General features: G+C 72.1%; 9 protein-coding genes and 1 pseudogene. 7 read left to right on the top strand and 3 right to left on the bottom strand.

From position 1 onward, the window contains the following. Positions 1–46 precede the first annotated feature (46 nt). Entirely contained in the window at positions 47–850 is an 804-nt protein-coding gene (locus tag POL72_RS17840; protein ID WP_272096608.1) for a class I SAM-dependent methyltransferase, read from the top strand. Between the two features lie 494 nt (positions 851–1,344). Next, on the top strand, positions 1,345–2,190 hold the full coding sequence (locus tag POL72_RS17835; protein WP_272096607.1) for a DUF4142 domain-containing protein: 846 nt from the start codon (positions 1,345–1,347) through the stop codon (positions 2,188–2,190). 132 nt (positions 2,191–2,322) lie between these two features. On the opposite strand, the gene POL72_RS17830 is transcribed toward POL72_RS17835, so the two are convergent. Next, positions 2,323–2,991: a hypothetical protein gene (locus POL72_RS17830; RefSeq protein ID WP_272096606.1), complete on the bottom strand. Its 669-nt coding sequence runs from the start codon at positions 2,989–2,991 to the stop codon at positions 2,323–2,325. 186 nt (positions 2,992–3,177) lie between these two features. On the opposite strand from POL72_RS17830, the gene POL72_RS17825 reads away from it, so the two are divergent. The 4 genes from POL72_RS17825 (at position 3,178) to POL72_RS17810 (ending at position 7,381) form a co-directional block, all read left to right on the top strand. After that, a complete protein-coding gene (locus POL72_RS17825) occupies positions 3,178–4,356 on the top strand; it encodes a tetratricopeptide repeat protein (RefSeq protein ID WP_272096605.1) in 1,179 nt (392 codons plus the stop codon). After that, the gene (locus POL72_RS17820; protein ID WP_272096604.1) at positions 4,353–5,369 is read left to right on the top strand and encodes a tetratricopeptide repeat protein; all 1,017 of its coding nucleotides are present in this window, start codon (positions 4,353–4,355) and stop codon (positions 5,367–5,369) included. Before POL72_RS17825 ends, POL72_RS17820 begins: the two co-directional genes overlap by 4 nt. A 268-nt stretch (positions 5,370–5,637) precedes the next feature. Continuing rightward, entirely contained in the window at positions 5,638–6,720 is a 1,083-nt protein-coding gene (locus POL72_RS17815) for a hypothetical protein (protein ID WP_272096603.1), read from the top strand. A 208-nt stretch (positions 6,721–6,928) separates the two neighbouring features. After that, a complete protein-coding gene (locus POL72_RS17810) occupies positions 6,929–7,381 on the top strand; it encodes a hypothetical protein (RefSeq protein WP_272096602.1) in 453 nt (150 codons plus the stop codon). Positions 7,382–7,393: 12 nt separating this feature from the next. Here POL72_RS17810 and POL72_RS17805 read toward each other — a convergent pair whose 3' ends face one another. Continuing rightward, on the bottom strand, positions 7,394–9,124 hold the full coding sequence (locus POL72_RS17805; protein ID WP_272096601.1) for a GAF domain-containing sensor histidine kinase: 1,731 nt from the start codon (positions 9,122–9,124) through the stop codon (positions 7,394–7,396). 130 nt (positions 9,125–9,254) lie between these two features. On the opposite strand from POL72_RS17805, the gene POL72_RS17800 reads away from it, so the two are divergent. Continuing rightward, positions 9,255–9,734, top strand: coding sequence for a hypothetical protein (locus tag POL72_RS17800; protein ID WP_272096600.1), 480 nt, complete (start codon positions 9,255–9,257; stop codon positions 9,732–9,734). Positions 9,735–11,315: 1,581 nt separating this feature from the next. Here the strand turns inward: POL72_RS17800 and POL72_RS17795 are convergent. Continuing rightward, positions 11,316–12,740 (bottom strand): annotated as a pseudogene (locus tag POL72_RS17795) (serine/threonine protein kinase); the annotation flags it as partial. Positions 12,741–12,923: the final 183 nt, after the last annotated feature.

Raw genomic sequence — 12,923 nt, 5'->3', positions numbered from 1 at the left:
AGAAGCTCGCTTTTCCTCCACGGGATGGACTATTCTGTCCATTCCTATGGCCGAGAACAGCTACGTATTTGCGGGTTCGGAGCGTGCGCGAGAGCTGGAGCGCCTGCGGCGGATCGAGGGCTTCTTCGACCCCGGCAGCCGGCGCCTTCTCAAGGCGTCCGGGATGGGACCCGGCTGGAGCTGCCTCGAGGTAGGAGCCGGCGCCGGGTCGATCGCCTGCTGGATGGCAGAGCGCGTGGGCCTCGAGGGCGAGGTGGTCGCGGTCGACCTCGATGTCGGGTTCATGGACGCTTCTCCGCCGCCCGGGGTCCGGATCATCGAGGGCGACATCCGCCAGCTCAATTTCCACGCGGCGCGCTTCGATCTGGTGCACGCGCGCTACGTGCTCATCCACAACGCGGATTTCCAGGATCTCCTCGACGCCATGCTCGCAGCGCTGAAGCCCGGCGGCCACCTGGTGCTCGAGGAGCCCGACTTCACCGCGGCGAGGGGCGCCTCCGGTCCGGATATCGAGGCGTTCGATCGGGTCAATCGGTCGATCCTCGCGATGTTCGAGGCCGACGGCAAGGACCCCGGCCTCGGCCTGCGCCTGCCCGCGATCCTGACGTCGCGAGGGCTCGCCATCGAGGCCGTCGAGAACGAGGCGCCGCTGTGCCCGGGCGGTCACCCGCTGTCCGAGATCATGAGCATCTCAGCCACCCAGCTCCAGCACAGGTACCTCGCGACAGGGCGGGTCAGCGCGGAAGATCTCGCCGGCTACACCCGGTTCGCGGCCGATCCGTCGGCGTGGGGTGTCTACTACGGCACCGTCGGCGTCCTGGCCCGCAAACCGGCCAGGACCTCCGACTGACGTCCTGCTCCCGCCCCGGCGGCCAGGTGACGGCGCCAGGTGACGGTGCCAGGTGACGGTGCCAGGTGACGGTGACCGAGAGCCCGATTCCGGGCCCGCCCTCCAGCAAAGCGGCGAACTCCGTCCTGCGATCTCCGTCGAGCTCGGACACGGCACCACGCTGATCCTCCGACAGCGCCGCTCCCCGCCCCCGCCCGCCCCCGCGCAAGGTTTCCAGGGCCGCCGCCCGTGCGGCGCCCGCGTCCGTTCATCGACGTCGAGAGGTGGCACCCCTGCGCCGGTCCGTCGCGCGGCACGGACGATTCAGCCGATCCTGCGCGCTGGTGAGAATTGACTATTTGATGTTCTCGCGGCTTGCGCCGCCCAACAACGGTTCAAGATACGTGACGGGGCGGGCCAGGCATCACCGCCGAGCGCTCCAGCGCCGGCCCCGCTTCCGTCAATGACATGGGGGAACTATGAACATTCGAGCCGATTCTCTTCGTTTTGCATGCATGGCAGCCCTCGCGCTCGCGGGAACCAGCGCTTGCTCCGTCGCGGCGGAAGACGGTGTTCTGGTGGCGGCGGACGAGGACAGCTCGGAGGAGGCGGTCGATTCCACCTCACAGGCCTTCTCGCTCAGCATGCCGCAGCTCGCCGCCGTGCTCGCCGCCTTCAACGCGACCGAGATCACCGACGCGCAGATGGCCCGGGCCAAGGCGTCGGACGCCCACGTCCTCGAGCTCGCCGCGCAGCTGTTCGACTATCACACCGCCGCGAGCCAGCAGCTCGCGCTCGCGCTCGCGCAGATGGGCATGGCGCCGGCGGACAACGAGATCAGCCTGTCGCTGATCGAGCAGGGCACGGCGGATCGGCAGCAGCTCGATGGGCTCGCGGGGCCCGGCTTCGACTGGACGTTCGTCAACGTTCAGATCTATCGACACCGGGAGTTCCTCGCCCATCTCCAGGAACAGATGGCCATCGTGGGGCCCGAGCTGCACCCGGGGCTCTCTCACCTCGTCCCGGAGGTCCTGAGCGCCACGAAGCGTAACCTCTCGTTCGCCACATCGCTCCTCGCGCTCATCGGCAGCCCGTACGTTCCGGAGAGCGGCTATCCATCCGGCGTTCCCTATTCCGGCAATTACGGCACCTACGGCAACTACATCGATTACGGCAATTACGGTAACTACGGCAACTACGGCAACTACGGCGGCGGCTTCGCCAACAACGCGCCTTCCTACGGCCCCGTCTACTTCGGCGGCAACGGGCCCTACTCGCCCGCCGTCTCCCCCTACTACGGGGTTTACGGCCGCAGCACGCCGCCTGGCTTCGGCGCGCCCAGCCCGTACCCCCGCCCCTGAGGCCGGCCCGATAGGGCTCGCTCGCGCCAAGGCGCCTGGCGAGGGGGACGTGCGCGTCGCCGCCCCACGCTCGAAAGGAGCGGGAAGCAGCCGGTGGGTTTCTGACGGGCCTACGAGGAAGGGCGCGGCGCGCTACAGGCGTCGCCGTGCCCGGCCGCGATCCGGGATGACCGCGTGGATCTCCGCCTCGCTGAAGCCAGCGGCCCTGTAGAGGCGCTTCAGGTGCACCAGCTCGATGTGCGCGCTCTTCGCCACCGAGGCGCGGATGCGGTCGAGCACGCTCAGCCGCTCGAGTGGCAGCCGGGTCGCCTCGACCGTCGAGCGCACCGCCGCCGCCGCCGACTTCACCTCGGCCGCCGCGGCCTGCGCCTTGTCCAGGCTGAGCTTCGGGTGGATCCCGGAGCCGAGGAGCTGCGCGAGCACCTCCAGCCGATCCGGCTGCCCCGTGAGGTCGCCGTCCTCGTTGTCGGCGAAGTAGGCGACGCCGCCCGGGAACAGGATCGACAGCGCGGGATCCGCGGAGGGGCGGCCCACGGCGTTCCAGACGTCGTCGGCGACCTTGCCGAGCGCGTCGTCGGCGCGCGCGGACTCGGCCTCGACCTTGGCGAGCAGCGGCTCCGCCTCGGAGCGCGCGGCGTTGCGCTGGGCCTCCACCCCGTCGAAGAGCGTCAGCACGGGCACGAGCCGCTGCTCGGCGAGCTCCCGGAGGGGCCCGCCCTTCGCGGAAGCGCTCTGGAGCGTCGCGCGCACGTCACCGATGATGTCGTCCGCTGGCGCATCCTTGCGAATCACCTCGCCCATGATGTCGATCCTCCTCAGGCTCCAAGGCTGCGGAGTCCAGCGATACACGACCCGCGAACGCCCCCCGTCGACGCTGTCACCTCGGGCACCATAACGGACCGACGCCCACCCGATCAACCGGATCGCAGCCCGGCGCCGTCGGCCCCGGCGTGAGCCTCCAGTGCGCCTCCCTGGTACACTCTCGCCGTGCACCTCGGCCCGCTGCTGCTCACGGCCCTGCTCGTCCTCCCGCTCGCCGCGCACGCCGGACAGGCCGGCGATCTGGTCGCCGCCGCGGCGGCGGCGGGGCGTCCGCCCGAGTGCTCGGCGCGGTCCGGCCGGGCCATCGCCCGGGGGCCCACCGTCTGGGAGCGCGCGCGGGCGCCCGAGCTCCCGCGCTACTGCGACCTGCTCGCGCGCGGCCAGGCGCAGCTCGGCGGCGACGCCGAGGCGGCGCGCGAGTCGGCGCGCCTCGCCGACCAGCTCCTCCCGGGGCACGCCGCGCCCCAGGTCCTGCTCGCCCGCGCCGCCCTCGCGCTCGGCTCGCCCGAGGACGCCGCGCGGGCCTTCGAGCGGGCGCGGAGCGTCGATCCCCGCAGCGTCGAGGATCCGCAGACGATGCACGACCTCGCGCGCTCGCTCGCCCGCACCGGCAAGCGCGGCGAGGCGATCGCGATCTACCGCGCGCTCGTCCCGCGGATCGATCTGCTCGGGACCGCGGACCAGCGCGCGCTCGTGCTGCTCGAGGCGGCGCACCTGTCGATGGCCACGGCGGGCGCGGCGTCCGTCGCCGACGCGAGCGCGAGGCCGCCTGCGGGCGCGCACGGAGAGGCGGCCGCCCGCGGGGCCCTCGACGAGGCGATCGCCTACCTGCGCGAGGCGCGCCTGCGCGCGCAGACGCAGCTCGCCCGCGACGTCACGCTGTCGCTCGCGCTCGCGCTGGACCGCGGCGGCGACAAGGCCCAGGCGGACGCCGCGCTCGAAGGCGAGGCGGCCACGCTGGAGGCCCCGCGCGGGCGCGCGGCAGAAGATCGGAGCGCCGGAGCGGCCGCGCGCGAGCGGGCCGCGGACGACCTCGCCAGCGCGGCGGCGCGCCTGCGCACCGTCGAGTACCTCGCGGTCCCGGAGGACAGGCTCGCCCTCGAGGCGCTCGCGCTGGAGCGGACCATGACGGCGGCCGCGATCGCGCGCTGGGAGGCGTACCTGTCGGGCGCCGGCGGCCAGGGGCCGTGGGCCCCGGCGGCGCGCGCGCGCCTCGACGCGCTCCGGCGAGGTGGCGGCGGGGGCCACCGGCCCGCGCGCGCGGCGACGCGCGCGGCCGCGCGCGGCCCGCAGGAGCGGAGCGCGGCGCCGCCGCCGCGGCCGAACCCAGGAGGAGCGCGGTGACGCGGCGCTCGCCCCTGCCCTGGCGCTCGCTCCTGCCGGGCGCCGCGGCGCTCCTTGCGTTCTCGCTCGCGGCGGGATCCCTCCGCGCAGCGCCGACCGTCTGGTCCCGCGCGCTCGATCCGGCGGCCGACGAGCGCGAGGAGCTCATCTCCCAGGCGGACGCGCTCCTCGCGCGGTACGACCAGCTCCGGCGCTCGCCGCTCCTGGAGCGGGTCGAGGAGATCGGACCGCTCTGGCTGCGCGAGGCGCGCGCCCTGTACGAGCGCGCCGGCGCGGCGACCTCGCGCACCCCTTCGGTGCGGCTGCGCTACGCCGACATCCTGGAGCACCTCGGCGACGTGCAGGGCGCCGTCGCGACGCTCGAGGGGCTCCTGCGGCTCCATCCTCCGGCGCCTTTCCGGGCCGACGCGTGGCACGCGCTGGCGGTCTGCTACGCGCGGCTCGGCAGGTACACGGACGAGATCGAGGCGTACGACGAGGCGCTGGTGCTCGAGCCGCACGCGGCCTCGCGCGCGCTGCTGCTCGCCAACCAGGCCGAGGCTTACATGGCGCTCGGCGACATCACGTCGGCGGTCGAGGGGTACCGCGCCTCGCTCTCGACCCTCGGGTCGCTCGACATGGTCCGTTACGGCGTGACCACGCTCTGGGGGCTCGCGGTGGCGCTCGACAGGTCCGGCGACCTGGAGGGAGGCATCGAGAGCATCCGGCTCGCGAGGACCTACGATCGGGCCGACCAGCAGATCAACGGCGCTGGCTGGTTCTATGTGCCTTCCTACGACGAGGCCTGGTACGCGGCGATCGGCCACTGGGCCGCGGCGCGGAGCGCCGAGCTCGGCGCTGCGCGCGCGGAGGCCTACCTGCAGGCCGTGACCGCGTGGGAGTCCTACATCGCCCGCGCTCCCGGGAACGATCACTGGCTGCCGCTGGCGAAGGCGCGGCGAGCGCAGTGCGAGAGGGAATGGGAACAGACGTTGAAGCGCCTGCGCAAGCTCGCGGCGCCGCAGCGGCGCTGACCCGGGCGGCGGCCGCTGCAACGTCTGGACGGCCGAGCGCCGCTTCCGCCCGCGCCCGCGCCCGCGCCCGCGGCGTCCGGCGAAGGATGGCCGCGCGTGCGCGTGGTGCGCGTGATCACCGATGGTGCTCTGGTCGTACAGCGGCGCGATGGCGAGAGCCCCTTTACGACCCCGGCCGGCGGGTTCACCTTAACGTGGTCGCCCTCGCGCGCGGGGGCGGCGCCGGCCAGCTCACCCCGAACGGAGGCTCCATCGAGATGCGTGACTCGTGTTCGATGAGGTCGTGCTCTGGTCCGGACGTCCCAAGGTCGTCGCGACGCCGCTGCTCTACCTCGTGGGCGCGGCCGTCTGCGGCGTGACCTCCGCGATCAGCACCGCGTCCGCCGTGGTCGTGAGCAAGGCCCTCGACGCGTCGCCGAACCAGCTGCTCGCCTTCGCGGCCTGGATGGCGAGCCTCGCGGTGGCGTTCAGCTACCTGCCGCGCTGGTGGCGCTCGGAGCTGGAGTACATGCTCACCGATCGGCACATCGTCGTGCAGCGCGGGAAGCTCCGGCGCTCCATCGAGCGGCGGTCGATCAGCTACGCGCGCATCCACTGGAACCCGAAGCACCCCGGCGTCGGCGACCTCGAGCTCGTCAGGGCGGTGCCGACCGGCGCCCTCCGGCGGCGGCTGTCGATCGTGCTGACCGGCGTCGTGGCCCCGGATCGCGTCTGGGCGATCCTCCGGGGCGTCGTCCCGTCGGCGCCCGCGGGCGACGGTCACCGCCTGCTCTCGCAACGCCTCGACGAGGGCGAGCGGGTGCTCTGGTCGGCGCACCCGGCCGACGGCTGGCACAAGTGGCTCCCGAACGGCCTGCGCGGCGTCGGCTCGGTGCTGCTCGGCGTGCTCCTCGGCGGCTTCGCGGTGGTCACGGCGGTGCACGCCGTGCGCAGCATCCGCATCGTGACCGCGGCGGGCATGGATCCGGAGAGCGTCTCCTTCGTGGCGCTCGTCGCGTCCCTCTCGCTCACGATCGTGCTGCTCGTCGCCGCGGGCGCGGCGATGCTCTACATGTCGGTGGTGCGTCCGGCGCGGCTCGCGGCGCGGACGCGGTACCTCATCACCGACCGGCGCGTGCTCATCCAGCGCGGCGACGAGGAGCTGCACCTCGATCGCTCGCGCATCGTCGACGTGATCGACGCGCCGGGCGCCGGGGGCCTGCGGGACGTGTTCCTCGTGCTCGACGGCCCGCGCGCCCGCGCCGTCGCCGCGAGCGGCGCCTTCGGCGAGGCCCCGGGCGCCGGGCTCCAGCCGGTGCTGCACCGGGTCGCGGACGTGGACTCGGTGCGGCAGATCCTGCGGCCGGCGTAGTCCACCGTCGCCTGCGCGCGCCGCGCGCCCTGCTCATCGCGCGAGCCCGTCCGCGGAGGCATGGTCGCTGCTCCCCGGAGGAGGATCGGCCGCTGCGAGGTGCCGTTCAGACTGGATCTCGAGCGCTGCCTCACACCCGAGCCTCGGATCCTGCGCTTCCGAGCTCGGCAGTGTACCCCGCGCACGTTGGATCAGGGTAAGGAGCCCCATGCCGATCGTTCAGATCAACGACCCGCAGCAGTCGGCGCCGACGAGCTGCGGCGTCATCATCTTCCGCGTCGATCTCCAGACGGGTAATGTCGACGGCACCTTCGCCCTCGCCCTCTACGAGGGGGAGCTCGCGCGCGAGATCGGAACCAGAATCAGCCCCCCGACGGGAGATTTCGCGGGCGCGTACTCGGTCACCACCCTGCGCCCCGACGGGACCACGTTCGCCGTGGGCGACATGATCGCCAGGCCGCTCGGCCAGGAGGGCGTCTACCTGGTCCGCTGGGTTCTACGGCCGGTCGAGCTGGCGCTCGAGGAGCTCGGCTATGTCCCGGGAACGCAGCTCATTTACGAGGCGATAGGGATGAAGCTCAACGGCGGCGCGGCGGTCGCGGTCGCCTGGGACAACAATGTCTTCGCGCGGCGCTGGCCCCAGGGATCCGCGCCCCAATAGAGAGCCCCGGCCTCAGCCAGGCAATGCGACGATGAACGTCGCGCCCTCGCCCTCCCGGCCATCGACCCTGAGCGTGCCCCGGTGGGCCTGGACGATGTCGTAGCTCAGCGACAACCCGAGGCCCGTGCCCTGGCCCGTGGGCTTCGTCGTGAAGAACGGGTGGAAGATCTTGGCCCGCAGCGCCTCGGGGACGCCGACCCCGTTGTCGCGCACCCGGATCTCGACCTCGCGCCCGAGCCGCCGCGTGCTCACCATCAGCGTCGGCACGTACGGCCCGGCCGCCGAGCGCTGCTTCTCTCGCAGCGCGTGGAAGGCGTTCGTCAGGAGGTTCACGAACACCCGCCCGATCTCCTGCGGCACCAGCTCGATCGCGCCCACCGCCTCGTCGTAATCGCGCTCGATGATCACGTTCAGATCGAGCTTCTGCGCGCGCATCCCGTGGTAGGCGAGGCTCACGTATTGATCGAGCAGCCCGTTCAGCCCGACGCGCTGGCGCTCCCCCGTGCCGCCGCTCGCGTGCTGCATCATCCCCCGCACGATCCCGTCGGTGCGCCGCCCGTTCTCGGCGATCTTCTCGGCGCTCTGCTTCAGGCTCACCACCAGATCCTCGATCTCGGCGACCTTGAGATCCCGGTTCGACGCGAGCCCGTCCAGGATCTCGGCGGTGATATCGACGTTCGCCTCGGCGAAGTTGTTGATGAAGTTGAGCGGGTTCTTGATCTCGTGCGCGATGCCCGCGGTGAGCTGCCCGAGCGAGGCCATCTTCTCCGATTGCACGAGCTGGAACTGCGTCGCCTTGAGGTGATGCAGCGCCTCCTCGAGGTCGGCGTTCTTCTTCTGCAGCTCCGCCGTCCGCTCGCCGACCCGCTGCTCGAGCTGCCCGTAGAGCACCGCGTTCTCGATGGACACGGCCACCTGGGCCGAGAGCAGCCGCAAGACCTCCAGCCGCTCCTGCGTGAACGCGCCCGTGGCCAGGTTGTTTTCGAGATAGAGCACGCCGATGAGCTTGCCGTGGTTGAGGAGCGGCATGCACAGGACCGACCGCGTCTGGTTCCGCGTGATGTAGGGGCTCTGGGTGAAATCGCCCTCGTGCGCCGCGTCGGCGAGCACCACGCTCTCGCGGGTCCGCTCCACATACACGGCGATGCTCTCCGCGAACTGCCCCCCCTCGACGGACGACACGAGGTCCAGCTCCGTGACCGCGGGGGCGGCCCGCGGGTCGGCCGGATCCACGCGCGCCTCCACGCTGGGGATGAGCTCCTCGCCCTGCGCGAGCAGCAGGACGCCGCGCTCGGCCCCCGCGTTCTCGATGACGATGGTCATCAGCTTGGTGAGCAGCCGCTCCAGCACGAGCTCGCTGGCGATCGCCTGCGACGCCTTGAGCACGCTGCCCAGATCGAGCACCCGCGACGTCTGCTGCCGGGTGCTCGTGGTGGTGAGCGTCGTCCGGTCGAGGGGCGCCTCGGCCAGCGGCTGCGGCGGGTTGAGCTCCGCGTCGAGCAGCGCCACCTTGCGCCGCGCGCCCCAGAGCTCGAAGCCATAGCGGGCGTCGGCAAGGTAATCCCTGCCGAGCCGCTCCTTTCCGCGCCGGAGCCAGAACCTGCCGTAGAGCTCGCTCGCGAGCGCCTCGTCCTGGAGGAACCCGTGGGCCCTCGCCGAGGTGATGGCGCGCTCGTACAGCTCGATGGCCTCCCCGATCTCGCCCGCGAGCCGCGCGAGCTCGGCCCCGACAAGCGCGTGCATGTGAGAACGTCTCGGGGCAGACCTCCGCCCAGCGCCCCAGCTGATCCCGCCTCGCCGCGGCGGCCTCCTGGAAGTCCCTCCGCTCGTCCGCCCCGGCGCCGTCGGCCAGCGCCGCGAGGCAGAGCGCGTGATGAAACTGGTGCTCCGCCGACGCCACGTTGCCGGTGACCGCCGAGATGAGCGCCTCGGCCCTCGTCGCCGCGGCGCGCGCCCCCGCCAGATCGCCGTGCAGGTACAGCGTCTGCGTCTTCAGGATGTGATGGTAACAGAGCGCCATCACGCTCTGGTTCGCCTCGCACGCGGCCAGGTAGTCGGCCTCGGCGGCGGGATCCGGCGCGGCGCCCCCGGCCCTGCCCGAGAGGTCCGCGAGCGCGAGCTCCAGCCCGCGGATGATGTCGATCGCGATCTGGTTCTTGCTCTTCTGGTTGAAGTGCAGAAACTCCGGCAGATCCGCGAGCACCTGCGCGAGGGGCCTGCCCTCATACAGCTGGTTGAACAGCTTGTAGATGAGAATATAGCCCGCGTACCGCAGCTCCCCGGCCTCGAGCCCCGCCTTGTATCCAGCGTCGTTGACCGCCTGGGCCGCCGGCAGGGGCTTCACCCACGGTAAAAGGAAGTTGCCGAGGGCGAAGCAGCTGTTGCAGACGTCGCCGGGGCTGTTGAACCGCTCGCCGAGCCGCACCGCGAGCACCCCCATCTCGTAGCCCGCGACCGGCTGGCCACGGAACCCCGAGAGCACGATCCCGAAGAACGCGAAGATCGAGCAGGCGCCGGGGGCGAGCCCGTACTGGAGGCTCAGGCCGACCGACTTCGTGACGGTGAGCCCGTAGAGCTGCCGGTCCACGTAGAACGTCGCCGAGAGCACGTTCGAGAGCAGCTTGAGCGCGGCCTTGCCGGCGGGATCCTCCACGGCGGGCGCCTCCAGCAGCGACTCGAGCGGGCGATCGCCGAGCCGGCGGTCGACGTCCGCGAGCTCCGCCTCGAGCGCCGCGCCGAGATCCCGCTCGGGCAGGTCGATGCCGAGCAGGGCGAGCCCGCGCCGGGCCTCGTCGATGGCCTCCGCGTACCGCCCGACCATGGTGCAATGGCTGACCAGCGCGTCGTACACGCCGGCCTGCTCGAGCGGCGTCCGCGCCTGATCGAGCAGCACCCGGGCGAGCGCCTCGGCGCGCGCATGGTTGCCGTTGAGCCCCTCGGCCTCCGCGAGCTCGCGGTGGAGATCCGCGGTGAGATCGTGGTGCTCTCCCCAGGAGCCCTCGGGCAGGAGCGCGAGCCCCGCGGCGAGGTACTCCCGCGCCGCGGCGTAGGCGGTGGAGCTCTTCGCCCGCTTCCCGGCCTCCAGGTTCAGCCGGGCGATCTCGAGCCGCTCGACCGGATCCGTGACGAGGCCCCGCCCCTGGTTCAGGTGCGTCGCGAGCTGGAAGATCCGCTCGGCCCGCTCCGGCCCGCTGATCTTCGAGAGGAGCAGCCGCCCGATCCTGAGGTGCACCGCGGGCCGCTCCGCCTCCTCGACGAGCGCATACGCCGCCTGCTGCACCCGGTCGTGCAGGAACCGGTAATGCCGCACGAGCAGCGAGGGATTCGTCGAGTCCTGGACCACCTCGAGCTCGGAGGCCGGCAGCAGGAGCCCCTCCAGCGCCGCCGCGAACAGCGGCTGGGACAGCGCCTCCTCGGATCTGCCCGCCACCAGCGAGAGCGCGCGCAGATCGATCTCGCTGCCCATGCAGGCGCCGAGGCTGAGCGCCTGCTGGGTCGCGGCCGGCAAGCTGCGGATCTTGCCGATCATGAGATCGATGATGCCGTCGGTGACGCCCTTCGCCTCGATCCGGCCGAGATCCCATTGCCACCGCCCCCGCTGCCGGTCGAAGGCGATGAAGCCTTCCTTGTGCACCGCCTTCAGGAGCTCGCTCACGAACAGCGGGTTGCCCTCGGTCTTGCGCAGGATGAGCTCCGCCAGCGGGCGGACCCGCTCCGGCTCCGCGTGCATGGCCTGGCCGAGCAGCTCCTCCACGTGCTCGCGGCCGAGGGGCCCGAGGTGGATCTCGTGCACCGCCGTCCCGTACGCCCGGATGGCCGCGAGCGTCATCGTGAGCGGGTGAGCCGGCCCCACCTCGTTGTCCCGGTAGGCCCCGATCAGGAAGAGGTGCGCCGGTCGATCCTCCCCGAGCACCCGCTCGAGCAGCCGCAGGCTGGCCGCGTCGGCCCACTGCAGGTCGTCGAGGAAGATCACGAGCGGGTGCTCCCGCTTCGCGAAGACCCGCAGGAAGCGCTCCAGCACCAGGTTGAAGCGGTTCTGCGTCTCCGTCGGCCCGAGCTCGGGCGCGGGCGGCTGCGGCCCGAGGATCGCCTCCACCTCGGGGATCACGTCGAGGATGACCTGCCCGTTCTGGCCGAGCGCGCCGCGCAGCGCCTCCTGCCACCCCGCGAGCCGCGCCTGGCTCTCCCCGAGGATCTGCCGCACCAGCGACCGGAACGCCGCCACCACGGCCGCGTAGGGCGTGGCCCGCTGGAGCTGGTCGTATTTCCCGCCGATGAAGTACCCCCGCCGCCGCGTGATCGGCTCGTACAGCTCGCGCACGAGCGCGCTCTTGCCGATGCCCGAGGAGCCCGTGACGAGCAGCAGCTCGGCCGCGCCTCGCGCCCCCTCGACGGCGCTCTTCGCGCCCTGCGCGACCCGCTCGAAGGTCGAGAGCAGCGCCTCCACCTCGCGCTCCCTGCCGTAGAGCCGCTGGGGGATCTGGAACCGCTCCGGCACGTCGCGCGCCCCGAGGTCGATCGCCCCCACCGCGCCCGTGTCGCGGAGCGCCGCGATGCACGCCGCGAGGTCCGCCCTGATGCCGTACGTGCTCTGGTATCTCGCCTCGGGCGCCTTCTCCAGGAGCCGCATCACCACGTCCGACACCGCCCTCGGCACGCCTTTCGTCCGCGCGTGAGGCGGCGCCGGGAGCCTCGCCAGGTGGCAATGCACGAGCTCCATCGCGTCCTGCGCCGGGAAGGGGAGCGCCCCGGTGAAGAGCTCGTAGAGGGTGACGCCGAGCGAGTAGAAGTCGGTGCGGTAATCGATCGCCCGGTTGGTCCGGCCGGTCTGCTCGGGGGCGATGTACATGAGCGTCCCGTCGAGCACGTCCGGGCTCTTGAGGACGGGGTTCTCCCGCGACAGCACGGTGGAGATGCCAAAGTCGATGATGGCGAGCCGCTCCCGCTCCGCGCTCCAGACGATGTTCGAGGGGTTGATGTCCTTGTGGATGATGCGCTGCTCGTGGAGCTGCCCGAGCGCGTCCACGATGCGGACGGCGATGTCCAGCGCCTCAGCGAGCGGCGGCGTCCCCCGGCGCAGCAGCCTGTCCAGCGACTCCCCGCCGAAGTCCTCGATAGCCATGGTCCAGCCCTGCAGCTCGAGCCCGAGGCCATAGACCCGCGGGACGCAGGGCAGCTCGAGCCCGCGCTGCATATCGTATTCGCGCTGGAACCAGGCGAGCCGCTCGGGAGACGGGCGGAGGGGCTTCAGGATCTTGAGGATGAGGGGCTCCCCGTCCGCCTTGCGCAGGGCGCGGCAGACGCGGGTGTTGGTGCTGTCGTAGACCTGAGCCTGTATCTCGTACCCGGGCAGGACCATGCTGGATCTAGCCTCGATGCGCCGCGGGGCTGCGGGGCGAGTGGCGGAGGGCGGCGCTCATGGGAGCGGATTGGACCACGGTCCGCGGGACAAAGCCATGTCCCCGCCGGGCCGGCGCTCCTTCGACCGAGCACGCACCGAGCACGCACCGAACACGCACCGAACATGCGCGCGCTGCGCCAC

Source organism: Sorangium aterium (assembly GCF_028368935.1).
GTDB classification, from domain to species: domain Bacteria; phylum Myxococcota_A; class Polyangia; order Polyangiales; family Polyangiaceae; genus Sorangium; species Sorangium atrum.
The sequence above is the reverse complement of the archived record's forward strand: the minus strand, read 5'-3'. Positions and strand labels throughout refer to the sequence as shown.

Excerpts from the sequence above, each read along its gene's own strand:
- POL72_RS17840 (WP_272096608.1), top strand. The coding sequence starts at position 47 with ATGGCCGAGAACAGCTACGTATTTGCGGGTTCGGAGCGTGCGCGAGAG.
- POL72_RS17835 (WP_272096607.1), top strand. The coding sequence starts at position 1,345 with ATGGCAGCCCTCGCGCTCGCGGGAACCAGCGCTTGCTCCGTCGCGGCG.
- POL72_RS17830 (WP_272096606.1), bottom strand. The coding sequence starts at position 2,991 with ATGGGCGAGGTGATTCGCAAGGATGCGCCAGCGGACGACATCATCGGT.
- POL72_RS17810 (WP_272096602.1), top strand. The coding sequence starts at position 6,929 with ATGCCGATCGTTCAGATCAACGACCCGCAGCAGTCGGCGCCGACGAGC.
- POL72_RS17805 (WP_272096601.1), bottom strand. The coding sequence starts at position 9,124 with ATGCACGCGCTTGTCGGGGCCGAGCTCGCGCGGCTCGCGGGCGAGATC.
- POL72_RS17800 (WP_272096600.1), top strand. The coding sequence starts at position 9,255 with ATGAAACTGGTGCTCCGCCGACGCCACGTTGCCGGTGACCGCCGAGAT.